The 21,756-nt window shown below is 73.7% G+C and carries 20 protein-coding genes and 2 tRNA genes; 13 read left to right on the plus strand and 9 right to left on the minus strand.

All coding sequences use genetic code 11. The annotated features are described in order from the left end of the window. Window positions 1-56 precede the first annotated feature (56 nt). Window positions 57-638 (minus strand): class I SAM-dependent methyltransferase, encoded by a 582-nt coding sequence (locus tag AB0M46_RS06855; RefSeq protein WP_363333365.1) that lies wholly within the window; start codon window positions 636-638, stop codon window positions 57-59. Between the two features lie 51 nt (window positions 639-689). On the opposite strand from AB0M46_RS06855, the gene AB0M46_RS06860 reads away from it, so the two are divergent. Further along, the gene (locus AB0M46_RS06860) at window positions 690-1,397 is read left to right on the plus strand and encodes a hypothetical protein (RefSeq protein ID WP_363333366.1); all 708 of its coding nucleotides are present in this window, start codon (window positions 690-692) and stop codon (window positions 1,395-1,397) included. On the opposite strand, the gene AB0M46_RS06865 is transcribed toward AB0M46_RS06860, so the two are convergent. From AB0M46_RS06865 to AB0M46_RS06890, 6 genes are all read right to left on the minus strand, one after another. Then, window positions 1,394-2,608, minus strand: a complete 1,215-nt coding sequence (locus AB0M46_RS06865; RefSeq protein WP_363333367.1) for a serine hydrolase domain-containing protein — start codon at window positions 2,606-2,608, stop codon at window positions 1,394-1,396. The genes AB0M46_RS06860 and AB0M46_RS06865 overlap by 4 nt on opposite strands. Before the next feature lie 30 nt (window positions 2,609-2,638). After that, complete coding sequence (locus tag AB0M46_RS06870) at window positions 2,639-3,214, minus strand: ATP-dependent Clp protease proteolytic subunit (protein ID WP_363333368.1); 576 nt, start codon at window positions 3,212-3,214, stop codon at window positions 2,639-2,641. A 143-nt stretch (window positions 3,215-3,357) separates the two neighbouring features. Then, window positions 3,358-5,238, minus strand: coding sequence for a propionyl-CoA synthetase (locus AB0M46_RS06875; protein WP_363333369.1), 1,881 nt, complete (start codon window positions 5,236-5,238; stop codon window positions 3,358-3,360). A 379-nt stretch (window positions 5,239-5,617) separates the two neighbouring features. Then, window positions 5,618-5,896: a DUF6295 family protein gene (locus AB0M46_RS06880; RefSeq protein WP_363333370.1), complete on the minus strand. Its 279-nt coding sequence runs from the start codon at window positions 5,894-5,896 to the stop codon at window positions 5,618-5,620. A 2-nt stretch (window positions 5,897-5,898) separates the two neighbouring features. Next, window positions 5,899-6,633 carry a dienelactone hydrolase family protein gene (locus tag AB0M46_RS06885; RefSeq protein WP_363333371.1) on the minus strand — a complete coding sequence of 245 codons (735 nt, stop codon included), beginning with the start codon at window positions 6,631-6,633 and terminating at the stop codon, window positions 5,899-5,901. 461 nt (window positions 6,634-7,094) lie between these two features. Then, window positions 7,095-9,713, minus strand: coding sequence for an ATP-binding cassette domain-containing protein (locus AB0M46_RS06890; RefSeq protein ID WP_363333372.1), 2,619 nt, complete (start codon window positions 9,711-9,713; stop codon window positions 7,095-7,097). Window positions 9,714-9,825: 112 nt separating this feature from the next. Between AB0M46_RS06890 and AB0M46_RS06895 the strand changes: the two genes are divergently transcribed. The 12 genes from AB0M46_RS06895 to AB0M46_RS06950 all read left to right on the plus strand — a co-directional run bounded on the left by AB0M46_RS06895 (window position 9,826) and on the right by AB0M46_RS06950 (window position 19,773). After that, the gene (locus AB0M46_RS06895) at window positions 9,826-10,992 is read left to right on the plus strand and encodes a S8/S53 family peptidase (protein ID WP_363333373.1); all 1,167 of its coding nucleotides are present in this window, start codon (window positions 9,826-9,828) and stop codon (window positions 10,990-10,992) included. 117 nt (window positions 10,993-11,109) lie between these two features. Then, on the plus strand, window positions 11,110-11,700 hold the full coding sequence (locus AB0M46_RS06900) for a sigma-70 family RNA polymerase sigma factor (protein WP_363333374.1): 591 nt from the start codon (window positions 11,110-11,112) through the stop codon (window positions 11,698-11,700). Window positions 11,701-11,758: 58 nt separating this feature from the next. Beyond that, window positions 11,759-12,178: a hypothetical protein gene (locus AB0M46_RS06905; RefSeq protein WP_363333375.1), complete on the plus strand. Its 420-nt coding sequence runs from the start codon at window positions 11,759-11,761 to the stop codon at window positions 12,176-12,178. 73 nt (window positions 12,179-12,251) lie between these two features. After that, entirely contained in the window at window positions 12,252-12,659 is a 408-nt protein-coding gene (locus AB0M46_RS06910; RefSeq protein ID WP_363333376.1) for a VOC family protein, read from the plus strand. After that, window positions 12,650-12,723 (plus strand) — tRNA-Asp (locus tag AB0M46_RS06915). The genes AB0M46_RS06910 and AB0M46_RS06915 overlap by 10 nt, the downstream gene beginning before the upstream one ends. Before the next feature lie 24 nt (window positions 12,724-12,747). Continuing rightward, window positions 12,748-12,824, plus strand: a tRNA-Met gene (locus tag AB0M46_RS06920). Between the two features lie 18 nt (window positions 12,825-12,842). Next, on the plus strand, window positions 12,843-13,967 hold the full coding sequence (locus AB0M46_RS06925) for a gala protein (protein ID WP_363333377.1): 1,125 nt from the start codon (window positions 12,843-12,845) through the stop codon (window positions 13,965-13,967). A 41-nt stretch (window positions 13,968-14,008) separates the two neighbouring features. Further along, window positions 14,009-15,184, plus strand: coding sequence for an AAA family ATPase (locus tag AB0M46_RS06930; protein ID WP_363333378.1), 1,176 nt, complete (start codon window positions 14,009-14,011; stop codon window positions 15,182-15,184). Further along, the gene (locus tag AB0M46_RS06935; RefSeq protein ID WP_363333379.1) at window positions 15,181-16,464 is read left to right on the plus strand and encodes a VWA-like domain-containing protein; all 1,284 of its coding nucleotides are present in this window, start codon (window positions 15,181-15,183) and stop codon (window positions 16,462-16,464) included. The genes AB0M46_RS06930 and AB0M46_RS06935 overlap by 4 nt, the downstream gene beginning before the upstream one ends. 49 nt (window positions 16,465-16,513) lie before the next feature. Continuing rightward, the gene (locus AB0M46_RS06940) at window positions 16,514-17,194 is read left to right on the plus strand and encodes a hypothetical protein (protein WP_363333380.1); all 681 of its coding nucleotides are present in this window, start codon (window positions 16,514-16,516) and stop codon (window positions 17,192-17,194) included. 331 nt (window positions 17,195-17,525) lie between these two features. After that, a complete protein-coding gene (locus tag AB0M46_RS06945; protein WP_363333381.1) occupies window positions 17,526-18,680 on the plus strand; it encodes a histidine kinase in 1,155 nt (384 codons plus the stop codon). A 448-nt stretch (window positions 18,681-19,128) separates the two neighbouring features. Further along, the gene (locus tag AB0M46_RS06950; protein ID WP_363333382.1) at window positions 19,129-19,773 is read left to right on the plus strand and encodes a response regulator transcription factor; all 645 of its coding nucleotides are present in this window, start codon (window positions 19,129-19,131) and stop codon (window positions 19,771-19,773) included. Here AB0M46_RS06950 and AB0M46_RS06955 read toward each other — a convergent pair. After that, entirely contained in the window at window positions 19,759-20,487 is a 729-nt protein-coding gene (locus AB0M46_RS06955) for a TetR/AcrR family transcriptional regulator (protein ID WP_363333383.1), read from the minus strand. The genes AB0M46_RS06950 and AB0M46_RS06955 overlap by 15 nt on opposite strands. Window positions 20,488-20,814: 327 nt before the next feature. Beyond that, on the minus strand, window positions 20,815-21,735 hold the full coding sequence (locus AB0M46_RS06960) for an SDR family oxidoreductase (protein ID WP_363333384.1): 921 nt from the start codon (window positions 21,733-21,735) through the stop codon (window positions 20,815-20,817). Window positions 21,736-21,756 lie beyond the last annotated feature (21 nt).

Here is a 21,756-nt window from a genome sequence, read left to right on the forward strand (position 1 = left end):
ACCGATCCCGCCGGGCGGGCGTCAGCGGCCGGGCGGCCGACCCCGGTCGGGGCCGTTCAGCCCGCAGGGGGTCGACGGACGCTGATGATCACACCCGAGCCGTGGTCGAGCTCGACCGAAACGAGGTCCGGATGGTCCAGCAGGGTTCGGCGCACGCCCTGCTGGCGAACCTTGAAGTCGTCGGGCCAGCCGTCGACCGTGCGCATGTCGTCGACCACGATCGCGCCGCGCGGGTTGAGCCGGGCCAGGGTGTGCTCCAGGCCCTCGATCTTGCCGCCGACGCAGTCGGCGAAAATGAGGTCGTAGCCGCCGTCGTCGGTTCCGGGCGAAGCCGCGGTCAGGAACTCCAGGGCGTCGCCGACCCGCAGCTCGACGAAGTCCGGCCAGCCGGCCCCGGCGGCCAGGGCCGAGGTGGCCGGGTCGAGCTCGACCGAGACGAGGGTCGCGTCGGCGCGCGGCAGCAGGCCACTGACCAGCCAGGCGGTGCCGACGCCGACGCCGGTGCCCAGCTCCAGAACCCTTCCGCCGGGTGGCAGCGCGGCCGCGAGGGTGGCGAGCAGCCGGCCGACCGGCGGCTCACAGGACATTCCGAACCCGTTGGCCTCGGCTCGGGCGTAGGCGGCATCGATGAGATCCACGGCGGCGACCCTACCGAAAGTGGTCGTGCTCCGCGTGCAAAGCTGTGCTCCGTGAAGTCACTGCCCCTGCGGGTCCTCACGCCCGCCGCCGTCGTCCTGCTGGCCCTCGGCGCCTGCAGTAGCCCCAAGCCCTCCCCCGCGCCGGCGGGCAAGGACGGGTCGGAGCAGACCGCCACGAACTCGTTCGAGGTGAAGGACGACGTCAGCGTCGTGGAGGTCGACAGCGAGGGCGGCGGGGTCACGATCAAGGCCGGCAGCGGGCCGACGATCAAGGTGACGGAGACCCAGCGGTACCGCACGGACAAGCCGAACCGCAAGCAGAGCCTCGACGGCGGCGAGCTCATCCTCGCCTCGACCGGCTGCCCGAAGAACGACTGCTCGATCTCGTACGAGATCGAGATGCCCTCGACGCTCAGCGTCCGGCTGGACAGCTCGGGCGGGCGGATCTCCCTCACCGGGCTCACCGGGCTGGTCGACGTGCAGTCCGACGGCGGCTCGCTGTCCGGCGAGGGGCTGGCCCCGCCGGAGCTCACCGCCCGCACCGGCGGCGGCCCGGTCGACCTGAAGATCACCCAGGCGCCGAACCGGATCGACGTCGACTCCGAGGGCGGCAACGTCAACCTGCGGCTGACCTCGGACGGCTACGCGCTGGAGGCCGACCTCGGCGGTGGCAAGCAGAGCGGCACCGTCAAGGTCGAGAAGGCCTCGGCGCACAAGGTCCGCGTCAACACCGGCGGCGGGAACCTGTCGTTCGTCTAATCGGTCAGTGCGCTGTACACCAGCTGGCGCAGCTGCGGGCGGATCGGGTACGTGCTGGAGGGCAGCAGCTGGGTGTAGAACGCCACGGTGAGCCGCTCGACCGGGTCGATCCAGAACGCGGTGCTGGCCGCGCCGCCCCAGTAGTACGTGCCCGGGGAGCTGAACACGCGCGCCGGCACCGGGTCGCGGACCACGGCGAAGCCCAGGCCGAAGCCGACGCCCTCGAACGTGGTCTCGGCGAAGCCGCCGGACTGCAGCGTGTCCAGGTCCACGCCGCCGGGCAGGTGGTTGCGGGTCATGAAGTCCACGGTGCGCGGGGCCAGCAGGGACCCGCCCCGGGCCAGCAGCATGTTCATGAACCGCTGGTAGTCGGCGGCGGTCGAGATGAGCCCGCCGCCGCCCGACGGGGCCAGCGGCTCCTGGAAGGCCGCCCTGCCGATCGGGTCGAAGCGCACGCGGCGGCCGTCGGGCCCCGGGATGTACAGCGCCGCCAGCCTCGGCTCGCCGGGGGCCACCGACCAGCTCGTGTCGGCCATGCCGAGCGGCTCCAGGATGCGCGTGCGCAGGAACTCCGCCAGCGGCACGCCCGCCACCACCTCGACCAGCCGGCCGAGCACGTCGGTGCTCACGCCGTAGCCCCAGGCGGTGCCCGGCTGGAACAGCAGCGGCAGCGCGGCGAAGTCGCGGCTGGCCTCGGCCAGGTCGACGCCGGGCTTCATGGTCAGGTCGTAGCCGGCCTTGCGGTAGAGGGCGTCGACGACGGAGGTGTTCAGGAAGCCGTACGTCAGGCCCGAGGTGTGGGTGAGCAGGTGCCACACCCGGATGGGCTCGGCCGCCGGCACGGTGAAGGGCTGGCCGGACGAGCCCTTGTCGTAGACCCGCACGTCGGCGAACTCGGGCAGGTACTTCGCGATCGGGTCGGTGAGCTCGAAGCGCCCCTCCTCCCACAGCAGCATCGCCGCGACGGACGTGACCGGCTTGGTCATCGAGTAGAGCCGCCAGAGCGTGTCGGGCTCGACCGGCAGGCCGGCCTCGGCGTCGCGCTGACCGTAGACGCTGGTGTGCACCACCTTGCCGTCCCGGGCGATCACCAGCTGCCAGCCGGCGAGACGGCCGTCATCCACGTACCGCGCGAAGTGGGCGTCAAGGCGGGCCAGCCGCCGCGCGTCGAATCCGGCCTGCTCTGACGCCACTTCGCGTTCGATACTCACATTCGGGGACTGTAGATCGTCTTCGCCCCGTTATGAAAGGGCCAGCTGCTCGGCTCCCTGCACGACCCGGTCCACGAAGCCGTAGTCCTTGGCTTCCGTTGCGGTGAACCAGCGGTCACGGTCGGAGTCGGTCTCGATCTGCTCGACGGTCTGGCCGGTGTGCTCGGCAATGAGCCGCTGGATGGTCTTCTTGGTGAACAGCATCTGCTCGGCCTGGATGGCGATGTCGGCCGCGGTGCCGCCGATGCCGCCCGACGGCTGGTGCATCATGACCCGCGAGTGGGGCAGGGCGTAGCGCTTGCCGGGGGTGCCGGCGCTGAGCAGGAACTGCCCCATCGAGGCGGCCATGCCCATGACCACCGTCGAAATGTCGTTCTTGATGAACTTCATCGTGTCGTAGATCGCCAGCCCGGCGTGGACCGCGCCGCCCGGCGAGTTGATCCACAAGCTGATGTCCCGGTCGGAGTCCTCGGCGGCGAGCAGGATCAGCTGGCCGCAGATGCGGTTGGCGCTCTCGTCGTTGACCTCCGTCCCGAGGACGATGATGCGCTTGGCGAGCAGGCGGTCGAAGACGGCGCTGTCGAAGGGGATCTCAAAGTCGGCCATCCCACGACGGTATGACCACGACCGGGCCCTGTGACCCCCCGTTCGCCGTGAGCGTGTTCGCTGTCAGCGTTGCGCGCCTTCGGATTTGGCCGCAGGGCGCCTTCGGCTTTGCAGCGCGGCCGCTCCGCAGGCGCCTTTTGTCGTCAGCGCGGCCGCTCCAAGATTGGCCGCAGGGCGTCCAGGACCGCCGGATCCTCGATGGTCGACGGCACCGGCTCCTCCCGGCCGTCGGCGATGCCGCGCATGGTCCGCCGCAGGATCTTGCCCGAGCGGGTCTTCGGCAGCCCGGCCACCACCTGCACGCTGCGCAGGCTCGCCACCGCCCCGATCCGGTCGCGGACCAGCTGCACCAGCTCCGCGGCGACGGTGTCGTGATCCGCGCCGGCGCCGGCCTTGAGCACCACGAAGCCGCGCGGCACCTGGCCCTTGAGCTCGTCGGCGACGCCGATCACCGCGCACTCCGCGACCGCCGGGTGCCCGGACAGGACCTCCTCCATCGCGCCGGTCGACAGGCGATGGCCGGCGACGTTGATGACGTCGTCGGTGCGGCCCATGACGTAGAGGTAGCCGTCCTCGTCGAAGCGCCCGCCGTCGCCGGTCAGGTAGCAGCCGGGGAAGGCGCTGAGGTACGAGCCGGTGTACCGCTCGTCGTCGCCCCACAGCGTCGGCAGGCAGCCCGGCGGCAGCGGGAGCCGGATCACGATCGGCCCGTCGGTGCCGGCCGGCGCATCCGACCCGTCCGGCCGCACGACGCGCACGTCGAAGCCCGGTACCGGTACCGATGGCGAACCCGGCTTCGTCGGCAGCGCCTCCAGCCCGCGCGGGTTCGCCGCGATCGGCCAGCCGGTCTCGGTCTGCCACCAGTTGTCGATCACCGGGACGCCGAGCCGCTCCCCCGCCCACTCGTACGTCTGCGGGTCGAGCCGCTCGCCGGCCAGGAACAGCGCGCGCAGCGTCTTCGTGCGCTCCCGGTCGATCCGGGCCCCCTCCGGGTCCTCCTTGCGGATCGCGCGGATCGCGGTCGGCGCGGTGAAGAGCACGTTGACGCCGTGGTCCGCCACCACCCGCCAGAACGCGCCCGCGTCCGGGGTGCCGACGGGCTTGCCCTCGTACAGCACGGTCGTGGCGCCGGCGAGCAGGGGCGCATACACGATGTACGAGTGCCCGACGACCCACCCGACGTCGGAGGCCGCCCAGAACACGTCGCCGGCGCCGCAGTCGAAGATGTTGGCCATCGACCAGGCGAGCGCGACCGCGTGCCCGCCGTTGTCGCGCACGATCCCCTTCGGGCGCCCGGTGGTTCCCGAGGTGTAGAGGATGTACAGCGGGTCGGTCGCCCCCACCGGCACGCACCCGGCCCACGGGGCGTCCTGGAGGGCGTCCTCCCACGTCAGGTCCCCCTCGCGCAGCCGGCCGGGCGCCTGCTCACGCTGCAGGAGCACCACGCGCTCGGGCTTGTGGGCGGCCTCGTCCAGGGCGGCGTCCAGCAGCGGCTTGTACTCGACCACGCGGGCCGGCTCGATCCCGCAGGAGGTCGCGACCACCACCTTGGGCCGGGCGTCGTCGATGCGGGCGGCCAGCTCCTTGGGCCCGAACCCGCCGAACACCACCGAGTGCACGGCACCCAGCCGCGCGCACGCGAGCATGGCCACCACGGCCTCGGGCACCATCGCCATGTACAGCACGACCCGGTCGCCCTTGCCCACGCCCAGGCGGCCCAGCGCCCCGGCGAACCGGGCGACCTCGTCGCGCAGTTCGCCGAAGGTGTACCGCCGCACGCTCCCGGTGACCGGGCTGTCGTACACGAGCGCGAGCGTGTCCCCGCGCCCGGCCAGCACATGCCGATCGAGGGCGTTGTGGCAGGTGTTGAGCTCGGCGTCGGGGAACCACCGGTAGAACGGCGGCCGGTCGGCGTCCAGGATGCGCATCGGCATACGCTGCCAGTCGACGGCGGCCGCGGCGTCGCGCCAGAACCACTCGGGATCGTCGAGGCTCCGCCGGTACGTGTCGCGATAGACGCCCATCCTCCGATCCTGCTCCGCCCGCTGGCCCTTTGGGTAGCGCGACTCCGACCCGAGAAGTCGACCCTTTCCGGCCTGGTGACGAAAAATCCGGCACCTCCGGTGCCGGATTTTTCGGACTTATCATCATTTAGCGGTGCTGGGCCGTTTAGGGTTATAGGCCCGATTCTCGGCTGGCCGCCCTGCCGGGCGGGGGCGCCGTCGAGCTGGACCACCCGCCGGGCCGGACCGCTCCCGAACGGGGCGCCGTCAGGCGCGACCACCCTTCGCCCCGGACCACCCGCCAGGCTGGACCATCCCTCGCACCGAGAACCCAGGCTGGGCCATCCTTCGGGGCGTACCTCTCCCCGGGCAGGCTGGACGGCTGCCGAGGTGAGGGCCGTCAGGCTGGGGCGTTGGCGCTCGCCAGGCCGGCAGGGGCGTGGGCGATGGCCCGCTGGATCGCCGCCACCAGGGCCAGCGCCGCCTCCTCCGTCAGCTCGACCGCGACCCGCGCCGAGGGCCCCTGCCCCGGGTTGGCGAAGTCGATGTTCACGGTGTGCCCGAAGGGCGCCCGCTGCGGGTGGTCGACGTACACCGCCGCCTGGGTCAGGTCGAACCACCCGGCCGCGCCCTTGCCGGCGCCTTCGATCTCGATCGTCTCGGTCTCGTACGTGCACATGGTCAGGCCCCCAGGTGCCGGCCGAAGAAGGCGAAGACGCGCTGCCACCCGTCGACGGCGGCCAGTGGCCGGTACGACGGGCGGTCCACCGAGAAGAACGCGTGCCCCGCGCCCTCGTAGCTGTGGTGCTCGAAGCTCTTGCCGTGCTCCTCGAGCAGCCCGGCCAGCCGCGCCACCTCGTCCGGTGCCGGGTACTTGTCGTCGTCGCCGAACAGCCCCAGCACCGGGCAGCGCACGTCGCCGAGCCGGTCCTGGATCGGCACGGCGTTGAGGCCGCTGCCGACCGGGGGTGCCTCGAGGGCGAAGGCGCCGTAGCAGTCGACGGCGGCGTCGAGGTCCACGGCGGTCGAGACGAGCAGCGCCTGCCGGCCGCCGGAGCAGTGCCCGATCACGCCGACCTTGCCGTTGGCGTTGTCCAGCCCGCGCAGCGCGGCCGCCGCCGTGGCCACGTCGGTGATGATCTGCTCGTCGGCCACGCCGCCCTGCCCGCGCACGAACGCCGAGGCGTCATCGGGCGACGCGCCGGGCGCCTGCCGCCAGTACAGGTTGGGGCAGATCGCGGAGTACCCGTTGACCGCGAACCGCCGCACCATCTCCTTCGTCGCCTCGTCGTACCCGGGCAGGTGGTGAATCACCACGACCCCCGGGAACGGTCCCGGGTCGAGCGGTCGGGCCTGGTACGCCTGGATCTTCTCCTCGCCGATGTACACCGTCTCGGCCCGGATCGCGTCTGACATTCGTCTCTTCTCCGTCGTGCTCGGCGGTTTTCCTTAGCCGAGCAAACAATATCCCCGGCCCCGGAGAACGGTTCAAACGGCGGCCCACCTACGCCCGAGACAGGTCCGCATCGGCGCGAAATGTCCGATAAGCCAGGCGGACCGGCACCGGACTCGTCGACGCAACACCGAACGCGGGTGGGGCAGCAACGTCAGCCGCGGGTGAGGCAAGACTCAGCCCGAGGCGAAGTCCAGCCCGAGACGAGCGCCGACCCACACCGATCCGGGGCTCCTGTCGGCCGCCCGAGCCAACGAGGCGTGGGAGGCCGACAAGCCGGACGCCCAGCAGGCCAGGCGCCCGCGCCGCAAAGCGCGGGCATCCGGCGGGCCGGGCACCCGGGGCGCGGGGAAGCGGGCGTCCAGCGCGGGCCGGCCACCCAAGCCGCGAGCGGTGGGCGGCTGGCGGGCCGGCCGGACGAGGGTTACTGGCGGCCGGGCTCCGAGCGGCGCAGAGCCAGGCGGGCCAGGCCGGTCAGCAGGACGATCTGGACGAGCAGGATCAGGGTCGAACGCCACCACGCGCCGGTGGAGTGCTCCCACATGCCGTCCTTGAACGGGATCATGGACTGCAGGTCGACGGTCGAGGCGCCGGCGGCCAGCCCCCAGCGGGTCGGGAAGAGCCAGGAGATCTGCTCCAGGACCTGCTGGCCACCGAGCTCGAACAGGCCGCCCGACAGGACCAGCTGGGCCATCACGGTGACGACCAGGACCGGGGTGGTCTGCTCGGTGGTCTTGACCAGCGCGCTGACCAGCAGGGCGAACGCCATCGAGGCGAGGGCGACCATGGCGACCGGGATGGCGATCTCCAGCAGCCAGTGGTTGGGGAGGATCAGCGGGTCCTTCGGCGGGTTCTTGCCCAGCAGGGCGAGCCAGGTGAACAGGGCCGTCTGGACGATGATGATGAGGGAGAAGACGACGAGCTTCGAGGCCAGGTACGCACCGGCGGACAGGCCCACGGCCCGCTCGCGCTTGTAGATGGTCGACTCGTTGACGATCTCGCGGATCGCGGCGGCGGTGCCCAGGAACGCCGCGCCGACGGCCAGGACGACGAGGAGGCGCTGGGCCTCCAGGCTGTACCGCAGGCCGACGGCCGGGGCCAGGCCGTTGTCGCCCGGCACCGTCCGGGTCAGCAGGGCCAGCGCGAGCGGCAGGCCGATCATGAAGACGCTCAGGCCGCGGTCCGCCCCGACGACCCAGAGCATCCGCAGGCACAGCGTGAGGAACTGCCGGATCGGCGCCGCAGGATGCAGCGCCCGGCTGCGCAGCGACGCCCCGCCTAGGCGCACCCGGGCCCGCCCGACCGCCGCGCCGCTGGAAGCCGCGGGCCTAGAGGCCGGCAGGTCGGCGGTCGGGGCCGCGGGCCGCGCCGGCATCCGCTGCTCCGCCGTCTTCTCCCCCGCCGGCCGCGGCTGCTTGACGGTCGCCTCCCCGGCCGACTGCGGCGGCGGTGCCTGCTTGACGGTCGGCGCCCCGGCCGCAACGGCCGCCGGGGCCGCGACGGGCGCGACGGGCCGCTGGACGGGCACGGAGGCGCTCACCCGCTCCACCACCTCCGGCTTCGGCGGCGGGGCCTCGGCGATTTGGTCGGTGACGTAACGCGTGTAGTGCTCGGAGGACCGGTACTTGCGCACCCAGTGCTCCGCGTTGCTGGTGACCTCCCGGAACACCTCCGCGTAGTCCTCGGCGCCGAAGAACTCCAGCAGCTCGCCGGGCGGGCCGAAGAAGCCCATGCGGCCACCCACGGTCAGCACGAGCACCCGGTCGGCGAGGTCCAGGTGCATCACGTTGTGGGTGACCACCGCGACCGTGCGGCCCTTGTCGGCGAGTCCCCGCAGCTCCTCCATGACCTCCTTGTCCAGCGCCGGGTCGAGGCCGGACGTGGGCTCGTCGAGGAAGAGCAGGGAGGGCTCGGTGAGCAGCTCCAGGGCGACCGAGACCCGCTTGCGCTGGCCGCCGGAGAGGCTGTCGATGCGCTGCTTGGCCCGCTCGGTGAGGTTGAGGGTCTTGAGCACCTCGGCCACCCGGGCCCGGCGCTCCTTGCGCGGCACGTCGTCGGCGAAGCGCAGGGCGGCGGCGAAGCGCAGCGCGCGGCGGACGGTGAGCTGGCGGTGCAGCACGTCGTCCTGCGGGACCATGCCGATGCGGTACCGCAGCTCGGCATAGTCGGCGTAGAGGTCGCGCCCGTCGTAGCGGACCTTGCCCTGCGTCGCCGGCCGCAGCCCGGCGACGGCCTTGACCAGCGTCGACTTGCCGCAGCCGGAGGGCCCGATGACGGCCAGGACGCTGCCCTCGGCCAGCGCGAAGCTGACGTCGTCGAGCAGGACCGCGTCCTTGATCCGCACGGTGAGGTCGTCGGCGATGAGGGAGGACGGGCCGGCGTCCTCGAACTCGTGCAGCCGGGCGCCGTCGAAGATGAACTCGTGCCGGCCGATCGAGATCAGGTCGCCGGGGGTCATGTCGGCGCGAGCGATCTGCTTGCCGTTGTGGAACGTGCCGTTGCGACTGCCCAGGTCGACGACCTCGAAGCCGCCGGCCGCGGTGCGCCGCAGCTCGGCGTGGTTGCGGGAGCTGCGCAGGTCGGTCAGCACGATGTCGTTGCCGGCGTCGCGGCCGAGGCTGATCCGTCCGGCGCCGAACTCGTGCTGGGCGGCCGGGGCCACCGGGGCGGCGGGGCGCTGCGGCAGGGCGGGCTCAACCGGTACCTCTTCGGTGATCGTGACCACCTTGAAGTGCACCGCCGGGCCCTCGGCCCCGCCCAGGTTGACCACGCCGCCATCGGTCGCGGCGACGAAGGCGGCCTTTTCCCCGCCGACGAACGTGCCGTTGCGGCTGTCCAGGTCGCGCAGGAACCAGCTGGCGTCGTTGTAGATCACCTCGGCGTGCCGCCGGGAGATCAGATTGTCCTCGACCACGAGGTCGTTGGCGGCGTCGCGACCGATGGTCACCGTGTCGTCGGGCCGGACGATCGCCTTCTTGTCGCCGCTTGTCACCTCGAGCACGGTGAGCTCTCTGGTCACCATCTGCTGATCGATGCTCGCCACGGGGCACATCATGCCGTGGGGGTACGACAAGAAATAGTGGGGGTGGGTGTATCAGGAACCCGATCGCGCCCCTCATGTGTGTCGAGAACGACGACACGGTGAGGAGGAGCCCATGGCAGCGGACGCCCGTTCGGACGAGTGGCGCTCCCGGCGCACCCGGCGGCTGGCCGGGCTGGCGTGGGTGCGTCGCGAGGACCGGGCGGACGGCACGCCGGTGCGTTTCGTCGCCGACGAGCTGATCGTGCTCGACGAGCACTTCGGCACGGCCCGCCAGGCGTTCGCGGAGCAGGGCTTCACCGGACGGGACATCGTTGAGGAGGGGGATGTCCCGGACGGGTTCCGGCGGGTCCGGCTGCGGGGCCTGGACGTGGCACGGGCCGCGCGGCGCGTGCGGGTGCAGGCCGAGGCGGCCGGGGACACACGGGTGGCCGCCGGACCCAATCACGTGTTCGTCTCGACGCCGTTCGGGCACGCCGGGGCGTACGGGCCGCCGCGCCCGGTACCGCCCGGCCGGCTGCGCACGGCGGACGGCTCCGGCGTGGGGGTGCTGGTGCTGGACACCGGTGTCTGGCTCAACAGCCCGCTGCCGAAGGATCGGTACGTCACGGAGGACTACGAGTCCGACGCGGAGACGGACGACGAGGGGGTCCGCGACGGGGACGCGGGGCATGCGAACTTCGTCGCCGGGGTGATGCTGGGCCGGTCGGGGCGGGTGCAGCCGAGAGTGGTGAAGGTCGTCGACGCGTACGGGGTCTGCCGGGAGAGTGACCTCGTCGCCGCCTTCCGGCAGGCGGGCGACGATCCGATCATCAACGTCTCGCTGGGGGGATACACGCTCGACGACCGGCCTCCGGTCCTGCTCACGGCGGCCCTGGCAGGGCTGCTGGGCAGCGGCGACCGGGTGGTCGTGGCGGCGGCCGGCAACGACGGACAGCACGACCGGCCGTTCTGGCCGGCCGCGTACGCCGGCACCAGCGCGCCGTGGCGGCGGCGCGTGGTCGCGGTCGCCGCACACGACGGCCGCCGCATCTGCGAGTGGAGCAACACGGGGACGTGGGTCACGCTCGCCGCCCCCGGCGCCGAGGCGGTCAGCACGTTCGTGCACCACGCGGACTTCCCGGACGGCTGGGCGAGGTGGAGCGGGACGTCGTTCGCCGCGCCGTTCGTCGCCGCGGCGATCGCCGACGCGCTGCTGGAGGCCGGGTCCACCCGGCTGGCGGCCGAGGCGGTCATCGCCGGGACCAGCCTTCGGTACGGCCGATACGCCGGGCTGGCATAGGCCATGGAGTGCAGCAGCGGGGCCTGTGAACGCACCTGGGGGAGGGGGATGGTGGGGTGCGGCGCAGTGGTCGCCGCACCCCGTCGCCCGGCGGGCGCGATGCTACTCTTCGGAGCCATGGCCGACCCCGAAAGTCCCGGTGAACACCCAAACGCCGCACTTCTGCGGGCGGCCGCGACCGGCGACCAGCAGGCGTGGGAATCCATTGTGGACAGATACGCCAACCTCGTGTGGTCGGTGGCGCGCAGCTTCCAGCTCAGCCGGTCCGACGCCGCCGACGTGAGCCAGGCGACCTGGCTGCGGCTCGTCGAGCACGTGGCGGACGTCCGCGAGGCGGACAAGCTCGGCTCGTGGCTGGCCACCACGGCCCGGCGCGAGGCGATCGCCCTGCTGCGCAAGGGCGGTCGCGACGTCCCCGCCGGCTCGGCCGGTGACTTCGTCGGCCACCTCGGCGTCCAGCTCGGCCTCGACCGGGTCGAGGACGAGCCCGACGCGAGCGTGCTGCGCGACGAGCGCGACGCCGTGCTGTGGCAGGAGTTCCGCGCGCTGTCCGGCCAGTGCCAGCAGCTGTTGCGGGTGCTCATCGCCGATCCGCCGCCGAGCTACGCCGAGGTCTCGGCCGCGCTCGACGTGCCGATCGGCAGCATCGGACCTACGCGCAAGCGCTGCCTGGGCACGCTGCGCCGACGATTGGCGGCTTCGATATGACCCGCTGCGGCTGGGCAGGGCCGACCCGATGATCGGGGAGGAAGAGGTGCTGAGCTCATTGCGTGAGATCGCCGGCCGGCACGATCCGGTGCCGCCCGCCGTCCTGGCTGCCGCGCGGGCAAGCCTCTCGTGGCGCAACCCGGACGCGGCGCTGGCCGAGCTGGTCCGCGATTCGCTTGACCGGCTCATCAGCGTGCGCGGTGGCTCACCGCGGGTGCTGACGTTCCTGGGCGGCGCGCTGACCATCGACGTGCAGGTGATCACCCGGGCGGGCGTCGTCGACGTGGTCGGCGAGCTCGCGCCGGTGATGGCGGCGCGCGTGGTGGTGGAGTCGCCCGGCGGCACACACGAGACGGCGGCCGACGGCGAGGGACGCTTCCGGGTCGAGGGCGTCACGCCCGGCCCGGTGCGGCTGCGCTGCGAGCCGGAGGTCGAGGGGGCATTCGTGCCGATCCGCACAGAATGGGTGCAATTGTAGCGATCGGCGTCGAGGCCCAGGTCAGCAGCGGTACCGTGCGGAAAAGGTGCCGTGACGTTGCGAGGAGCCGGCCATGCCCATCGACCACGTGCAGATCGTGTCCATTCCCGTCAGTGACCAGGACCGGGCCCGCGACTTCTACCTCAACGCGCTGGACTGGGAGCTCGTCAGCGACAACGACGACGGCGACCGCCGCTGGGTCGAGGTCGCGCCGCGGCACGGCCAGACCTCGTTCACGCTGGTGACCTGGTTCGAGTCGATGCCGGCCGGGTCGCTGCGCGGCATCGTGCTGGACACCGACGACATCGAGAAGACCTACGAGGAACTGGCCGAGCGGGGCATCATCTTCGACTCGCCGATCGAGGAGGGGCCGTTCTCCCGGGTCACCAGCTTCTGCGACCCCGACGGCAACACCTTCGTGCTGCACCAGCTCTACCAGCCCCGGGTGCGGCCGGTACGCTTCGCCGAGGCGAGGTCGTAGCGCAGAGGTCGTCGCGCCCGCTCGTCACGCGGGGAGGACGCCGGTCCGAATCCGGCCGGCCTTGCCCCGCTCGTTAGGCTGGCGTGCGGCGGACCGTAGCGCAGAGGTCGTCGCGCGCGGACCCATACTCCGCGAGGACGCCGGTTCGAATCCGGCCGGGCCGCCGCTGGCTACCATGGGCGCGTGCAGGATCCCGGCGTCGAGATCGCCTGTCCGGTTGTGAAGGCTCCCGCGGTACCGCAGGCGGATCTCGCTCTTCTCGAGCCCCTGCTGGCGCGGCTCGACGATCCGTCCGGGGTCGGCGACACGGAGCGGTTCCCGCTGGGCACGCTCCAGCCGGACGGCCGGCTCGACCTGTGCAAACAGGGACTCGGGCCCGACGGGGTGACCCGGGTGCTGGATCGCGTGGTCGGGTCGCGGCACGCCGTGCACCTACTGCTCGGCACCAACGGCCTCGGCGCGCCCGGCACCGCCGCCCTGGCCGCGTCGCTCTCCCCCGGTCACGGGGTGCGCACGTTGTACCTCGGGTGCAACGCCATCGACGCCGGCGGCGCGACGCCGTTGTTCGAGCGCCTCGCCAGCGACTCCACCGTGACCGCGCTGTGGCTCAAGCGCAACCCGCTCGGCGACGCGGGGGTGGCGGGGCTGGCGGAGATGTTGCGGTACAACTCCTCGATCTCGACCCTCGACCTCGTGAACACCGGGCTGACCGAGGCCGGGCTCGGCATGCTCGTCGATGCCCTCGCCGCGCGGTCGCGGCCGGTCACCCGCGTCTTCCTCGGCGGCAACGGGCTCGGTCCGGGCGCCGGCCCGCTGCTCGGCCGCCTGCTGGGCGAGTGCGGCGTGACGGGCCTCTTCCTCGCGGCCAACCGGCTCGGCGACGACGGTGTCGCGAGGGTCCTGTCGGACATGCGCCGCAACGGTACGTCCCTGGGCCTGGGCGGCAACGGCCTGACCGACGTCGCGCCGCTCGCCGCGCGCCTGCACCTGCTCGATGGGCTGGACCTCGGGCGGCCGCTGTCGCTGCGGGTGCTCGGCGCCGCCGACAACGCGATCGGCGACCCGGGGGCGGCGCTACTGGCGGACGCGCTGCCCGGCACCTCCTTGCGCCGTCTCGACCTGCGCCACACCGGGGTGCGCGGGCGCGGGGCCAAACGGCTCCTGGCGGCGGTGGAGACGGGACGCACCGCGCTGCGGCGGCTGACCCTCGGGCCGGACGTGCCGCGGCGGGTCAAGCGGGCGCTCGGCGCGCTCCTGCCCGGCGGCGAGCCCCCGCTGGCCAGCGAAATCGTCAGTGTGTACCGATAACGCCTCGAGAATTGTCGTACCCCGTCGCTAGCCTCTGGGTCATGACGGAGGCACTGACCCAGCTGGCCGCGGCGGACGAACTGCTCGCGGCGACCCGGGCAACGCGGGTGGAGCGACGCGACAACGTCCAGCTGGAGGCGCTCGCGCTGGCCGTGTCGGCCAACCTGCCGGTGCTGCTGTGGGGCGAGCCGGGCATCGGCAAGTCCGCGGCCCTGCAACAGTTGGCCGACCGGCTCGAGGTGCCGATGGAGACCGTCATCGCGAGCATCCATGAGCCCTCCGACTTCGCCGGCCTGCCGGTCGTCGGCGACGATCCGGCCAACCAGGGCGTGCCGATGGCGCCGCCGGACTGGGCGGTCCGGCTCACCCGGCTGGGCGTGGGCCTGATCTTCTTCGACGAGTTGTCCTCCGCTCCCCCGGCCGTGCAGGCCGCCCTGCTGCGGGTCGTGCTCGAGCGGCGGGTCGGCAGCCTGACCCTGCCGCCCGGGGTGCGCGTGGTCGCCGCGGCCAACCCGCCGGCCAGCGCCGCCGACGGCTGGCACCTGAGCCCGCCGCTGGCCAACCGGTTCGTCCACCTGCGCTGGACCCACGACCCGGGGGTGGTGGCCCGCGGCCTGGCCGGCACCTGGCCCACGGCCGACATCCCGCGCATCGACCCGCGCCGGGCCGGTTCCGCGCTGGCCCGCGCCCGCGGCACCCTGTCCGGCTTCCTCACCGCCCGGCCCGGCCTGACTCACCACCTCCCGGCCGACGCGGAGGCCCGCGGCGGCGCCTGGCCCTCGCCGCGCACCTGGGAGATGGCGCTGCGGCTGCTCACGTTCGCCCTGGCCGGCGACGCCTCACCGGAGGCCCTCTCGACCGCCCTCATCGGCGCCATCGGCGACGGCGCCGGGCTGGAGCTGCTGAACTACCTCGACGAGCTCGACCTGCCCGACCCCAACCGGGTGCTGGCCAACCCGGACGCGTTCGCCCTGCCCGACCGGGGCGACCGGCAGCTGGCCTTCCTCACCGCGATCGTCTCGGCCGTGCAGTCCGACCGGAGCCGGGCCCGGTGGGAGGCGGCGTGGACGGTGCTGGCCAAGGCGGTCGACGCGGGCGTGCCGGACGTGGCGGCCGGGGCGGCGGCCGACCTCGCGGCCATGCGGGAGCTGTCGTGGCCGGTGCCGCCGGCCATCGACGCCTTCATCGACATCCTGCGGCTGTCGGGGGCGATGTGACCGGGCGTGAGGCGCCGGCCTCGTCCGCCCCGGCGGCGGCCGGGGTGGACGCGGGCGTTGCCACGCACGCGGGCGTGGCCGGGCGGGAGCGGGCCGGGGTGGCGCTGGATCGCACGAAGCTGCTCGCGGCGCGGTACCGGGCGGCGAAGCTGCGGCCGTATTTGGCGTCGGCGCTCTACGCCCTGTCGGTCGTGCCGTCCTGGCACCTCGCGACGATGGGCGTCGACCGGCACTGGCGGCTGTACGTGAGCCCGGACTTCGTCGCGGCGCACCCCGTCGAGGAGCTGGCCGGGGTCTGGGTCCACGAGGTGGCTCACCTGCTGCGGGACCACCACGGGCGGGCCGACCGGCTGCCGCACGCCGAGCACCACGACCGCTTCCGGGTCAACCTCGCGCAGGACTGCGAGATCAACGACGACCTGGTGGCCGACGGGCTGGCGCTGCCGCCGCAGCGGGTGGAGCCGAAGACGTTCGGACTGCCGGTGGGGAGGCTCTTCGAGGAGTATCTGCCGGGCATCCCCCGCTCCACCGAGCTTCACCTGCAATGCGGGTCCGGGGCGCACGGCGGGCCGGTGCCGGGCGAGCTCGGGCCGGACGGGGCGCCGGCGGTCCGGGGCATCGAGGCGGACGCGATCCGGCGGCAGACCGCGGACGCGATCCGGGCCCACGCACGCTCGCGGGGCACCGTCCCGGGCGGCTGGATGCGGTGGGCCGAGCGGATCGCCGAGCCGGTCGTGGACTGGCGGCGCGTGCTGGCCGGGGCGCTGCGGCAGGCGGTGGCGTGGGCCAGCGGGGCGGTCGACTACACGTATGCGCGGCCGGGGCGCCGCGGCGGGGCGCTGCGCGGGGTGGTGCTGCCGAGCCTGCGCCGGCCGCTGCCGCGGGTCGCGATCGTCATCGACACCTCGGGATCGATGGGGCCCGACGACCTGGCCTCGGCGCTGGGCGAGGTGACCGGCGTGCTGCGGACCGTCGGCATCCGCGGCAACCGGGTCACCGTGCTGGCCTGCGACGCCGACGTGCACGCCGTGACCCGGGTGACGAAGGCGGAGCAGGTCGAGCTGGGCGGGGGCGGCGGCACCGACATGCGGGTGGGCATCGCCCGCGCCCTGGCCGTGCCCGACCCGCCGAACATCATCGTGGTGCTCACCGACGGCGCGACGCCGTGGCCGGACGAGCCGACCGGCTGCCGGGTCATCGCGGGGCTGGTCGGCGACCACCCGCCCGCGCCGCCGGCCTGGATCGAGGCGGTGCACATCACGGAGCGGCTCGCGGGCTGACGACTTTCGGCGACTGTCGAACGGCATTGGGGGTGCCTACGGTGAGGACATGGCAGAGGAGACGCTGGGGCTATCGCGCGCGGACCGGGGGGTCATCGGCATCGGGTTCCCCCTGGCCGGCGGCGTCATCGGGTGGCTGCTACCGATCGCGGCCCGGTGGCTGCTCGGGCTGCCGTGGGTGCCGTTCGCGGGGCCGATGCGGCTGGTCGAGCACCTCGGCGGCGGGTGGGGGCGGCTGGCCGTGGCCACGGGCGGCGCCCTGCTCGGGGCCGCCGCCGGGTTCGTCGCGCTGCACGAGTCGCTGCGGGTCACCGTCGGCGACGAGGGGCTGACGGTGGTGAGCGGGGAGTCCCGGCGCAGCGTGCCCAGGCGCGACGTCGACGCCGTGTTCGTGGACGGGCGGCTGCTGGTCGTGCTCGACCGGGAGTCGCGGCAGGTGGTGCGGGACCGGCTGGAGAACGCCGGGAGCCCGAGGGTGGAGCGGGCGTTCCGGGAGCGCGGGTACCCGTGGGTGCCGCGCGACCCGTACGACGGGCTGTTCCGGCGCTGGGTCCCGGACCTGCCCGACCTGCCGGCCTCGGTCAACGCGCTGCTGGCCGCCCGGGCCAAGGCCCTGGAGTCCAAGAGCGCCGCCGATGCGGCGGAGCTGCGCGACGAGGTGCAGAAGCTGGGGTACACCGTGCGCGATGTCGGCCGGGCCCAGCACTGGCGCCCCTTGGTGCGACCGTGACCGCCGCTGACGCGAGGCGAGGGGAAAGCGGCGGCGGGCGGCCGGTGGCGGCGCGGTCAGGGCAGCTCCCGTGCCACTGCAGCCCGCACGGCACGGTGAGCCACTGCTCCGCTCCGCCGCGCAGCCGTCCACGGCCCACGGCAGGCAGCCACGCCGGGGTAGCGCCGGACCGCTGGGGGCCGCCGCGCAGCCGTCCGCGGCCCAGCGCGGGCGGCCACGCCGGGATGGCGCCGCGCCGCTGGAGGCCGCCGAGCGGCACGGTGAGCCACTGCTCCGCCCCGGCGCGCGGCCGTTTGCGGCCGGTCGCGGGCGGCCGGGCCGGGGTGGCGGCGTGAGGCGGGCGCGCAATCTGGCGGTCGACGTCAGCTGCGTCGTCGTCGCCGTGCTGGTGGGGCTGACCGCGGCGGCGGACGGGCTGGACAGCGGGACCTTGTCCGACGAGCGGCTGCTGCTCTCGCTCGCCGTGACGCTGCCGGCCATCGTGTTGCTGTGGTGGCGGCGCCGGCATCCGGTCGCGGTGGCGCTGCTCATGCTGGTGCCGGCGGCGGTGACCGAGGTGGCCGGCGGGGCGGCGGCGATCGCGGTGTTCACCGTGGCGGTGCACCGGCGGCTGCGCACGGCGGTGTGGGTGGCGGTGGCACATTTCGTGGTGTCGATCCCGCTGAGCGTGCTGCACCCGGATCCAGATCTGCAGGTCGTCGGGGCCAACGGGATCGGGCTGGTCATCATGGCCGCCCTGGTCGCCTGGGGCAGCGCGGTGCGCAACCGCCGGCTGGTCATCGCCACGCTGCGGGAGCGGGCGGCGCGGGCCGAGGCGGAGACCGAGCAGCGGGCCGAGGTGCTGCGCGGGCTGGAGCGGGAGCGCATCGCGCGGGAGATGCACGACGTGCTGGCGCACCGGATCTCGCTGATCAGCCTGCACGCGGGGGCGCTGGAGATCCGCGGGGACCTGAGCCGGGAGCAGGTGGTCGAGGCGGGCGCGACGATCCGCAGCAGCGCGCGGCAGGCCATGGAGGAGTTGCGCGAGATCCTGGGGGTACTGCGCACCGGCGACGACGACGAGCTGCGCCCCCGCCAAGACCTGGCAGACCTGGACGAGCTGGTCGGCGAGGCGCGGCGGGCCGGCGCGACCGTCCACCTGGACAACCGCGTCGACGACCCGCAGGGGATGCCGGCGGCGGTCAACCGGACCGCGTTCCGGCTGGTGCAGGAGGGGCTGACCAACGCGCGCAAGCACGCGCCGGGCGAGGAGGTGTCGGTGCTCGTGGGCCGGTGCGAGGAGCGGCCGGACCAGCTGTACGTGCGCCTGCGCAACCCGCTGCCGATGCTCCCGGTGCCGCCGGGGTTGCCGGGCTCCCGCTCGGGCCTGGTCGGCCTGGGCGAGCGGGTGGCGCTGGCCGGCGGCCGCATCCAGCACGGCCCCCGCCGCGGTGACGGCGAGGGCCCGCACTTCACGCTGGAGGCCTGGCTGCCATGGGGGACCTGACCCACCCCGCCGCGGGCCGAGCGCAAGACCGACGGTCCGCGCCGAACCTCGGCGGCGGGTCGGCCACGAACCGAGCGCACCAGCGGCCGACCGCGGCACACGTCCGAGGCCGAGCCGCCCTGGGGCGAGCGCAGCATGGGTGGGTCGGGCCGAACGTCGGTGGCCGGGCTGCCCTGGGCCGAGCGCAACATGGGCGGGCCGCGCCAAACGTCGGCGGCCGGGCTGCCCTAGGCCGCACGCGATCTTGGCCGGCCGCGCCGAACGTTGGGGGCCGGGCGCGACACTGGCCAGACGCCCCGAACGCTGGCGGGCGGGCTGTCCTGGGGCGAGCGTCGCGGTGGGCCGGGGTGGGGGTGCTGGTCCGGGTTGCCCTGGTTGATGGCGGTGTGTTGCCTCGGGCCGAGTCGGGCGGTGCCGGGGTGCGCTGCGGGTCGGAGGCGGGGGTGTCGTGGGAGACGTGATCCGGGTCGTCGTGGTGGACGACGACGCGCTGGTGCGGGCGGGGCTGACGATGGTGCTCGGCGGGGATGCCGGGGTCGAGGTGGTGGGTGAGGCGGGCGACGGGGCGCAGGCGGTGCGGGTCGTGCGGGAGGTACGGCCCGACGTGGTGCTGATGGACATCCGCATGCCGCGGGTGGACGGGCTGGCCGCGCTCGAGCAGTTGCAGCCCGACGGGGTGCGGGTCGTGGTGCTGACCACGTTCGACACCGACGAGCACGTGCTGCGGGCGCTGCGGCTCGGGGCGCACGGGTTCCTGCTCAAGGACACGCCGCCGTTGGCCATTCTCGATGCGGTACGGCGGGTGGCCGCCGGCGAGCAGACGCTCTCGCCGTCGGTGGTGCGGCGGCTCATCGCGCACGTCGCGGCCGAGGGGCGGGGGGAGGTGGCGCGGCGCGGGCTGGCGGTGCTCACGCCGCGGGAGCGCGACGTCGCGGAGGCCGTGGCCGAGGGGCGGTCGAATGCGGAGATCAGCGCGGCGGTGCACATGAGCGTGGCGACCGTGAAGACGTACGTGTCGCGGATCCTGGCCAAGCTCGGGTGCACCAACCGGGTCCAGGTGGCGATCCTGGTGCACGAGTCACGGCTCGACTAGGCCGGCCACTCCCTCCAGGACGGCCTGCAGGCCGCGCTCGAACTGGGTGGCGAAGGCGTCGGGGGTCAGCGGCGGGCCGGCCACCTCCGGGTCGCGGGGGTCCTGGCCGTTCAGGAGGGCGGCGGTGTGGGGGAAGTGGCCGGTGGCGAGCTGGGCCATGCCGTACTCCACGATGGCCTGCACCGCGTCCGGGTCCGGCTGGGGGCGGGTCTCGGCGGCGCGCAGGGCGCTGCCGAAGACGTACGCGTCGATGATGCTCAGCACGTCGAACTTGGCGGCGTTGTCCAGAGCGGCGTTGTCCAGGGCGGCGAGGCTCTGCTCGAAGTGCAGCATGGCGTTGGGGCCGATGGCCGGGCCCTGGCGCAGGGTGATCGCCCACGGGTGGCGCGACAGCACGGTCCAGGTGCGCCGGGCGATGGCGGCGGTGGCCTCGCGCCAGCCGTCGGGCAGCTCGCCGTCGGGGACCACGGCCTCGGCCATCAGGGCGTCGTCCATGAGGGCGAAGAGCTCGTCCTTGGTCTCCACGTAGTTGTACAGCGTCATCGTGCCCGCCCCGAGCCGCGCGGCGACGTTGCGCATCGACACGGCCTCGATGCCCTCGGTGTCGGCGATCTCGAGGGCGGCGGCGGCGATGCGCTCGCGGCTGAAGCGGGGCGCGCGGGCGCTCGGCTCCGGGCGCGCCCAGATCGGCGGGCGGGGCGCATCCGTGGGCATTCCCGTAGTCTGACGCACCGGCCGGCTCGACACAGATAGCGGCCCGCGAAAAAGCCCAGCGCGGAAAGCCAGCGCCAAGCTCGGCGCGAAGACTCAGCGCCAAGCCCAGCGCCAAGGCCAGCGCGAAAGCCCAGCGCCAAGCTCAACGCGAACATTCAGCGCCAACCCAGCGCGAAAGCTCAGCGCGCGCAGAAAGCGGCAGGCGGAAGAGCGCAGCGCACACCGCGGACCGCGCAGGAACTCCGTGCGGACGGAGGCAGGCGCAGGAACTGCGCGCAGAGGCGGAGCCGGCCGGCGCGGCTCGGTGGACGTACGACTCGGGGATCCTCAGCGGTGATAGCGGTCCGCGATGAAGCCCGGGGACGCGGACTCGGCCGCCCCCGGCAGGCGGGGGGCGGTGTTGGCCCCGAAGCCGCGACCGAGGGTGCGGACCTGCTCCTCCATGAGGGGCACGCTGCGGCGGGCCTGCGCCTCGACGACCTTCTCGGCCAGGCGGCTGTTCAGGAGGGTGCGCAACCAGTACATGAGCAAGACGCTGCGCGGCACGAAGACCTTGCGCCGACGGCGTTGCAGGGCGTCGACGAAGGCGGCGGCGCAGCGCTCGACCGACGTGGTCGAGCCCATCGGGGGCGGCAGCCGGCGCAGGCTGTCCTTGAAGCCGGGCAGGTCGTCCTTGGCGTCGCGCACGAGGTCGGTGTCGATCCAGGACGGGTGGGCGGTGCCGACGGCGACGCCGTGGTGGGCGACCTCCAGGCGCACGGCGTTGCCGAAGTGCTCGACGCCGGCCTTCGAGGCGCAGTACGGCGCCATGCCCGGCAGCGCGGCAAAGGACGCGGCGGAGGCGACGATGAGCAGGTAGCCGCGGCTGGCGATGAGGTGCGGCAGGCAGGCGGCGGCGGTGCGCATGACGCCGACGAGGTTGACCTCGACGGTGCGCACCAGGGCCTCGACGTCGCCGGTGGCCATCGTGCCCCGGCTGGCGACGCCCGCGTTGGCGACGACGGCGTCGATCCGGCCGTACGCGGCGAGCACCCCCTCGACCGCGGCCGCCATACTGGCCTGGTCGGTCACGTCGGCGGCGAACCAGACGGCGTCGAGCTCCTCGGCGACGGCGCGCAGCCGGTCGGGTTCCAGGCCGACCAGTGCGAGCTTCGCGCCACGGGCAGCGGCCAGGCGGGCGGTGTGTGCACCGATGCCGCGGGCGGCGCCCGTGACGAGCACCACCTGGCCGGACAAGCTGCGCTTCACCGGGGGCCTCCCATTCGGCGG

Origin of the sequence: Dactylosporangium sp. NPDC051485, from assembly GCF_040682015.1 — a bacterium.
Lineage (GTDB): Bacteria > Actinomycetota > Actinomycetes > Mycobacteriales > Micromonosporaceae > Dactylosporangium.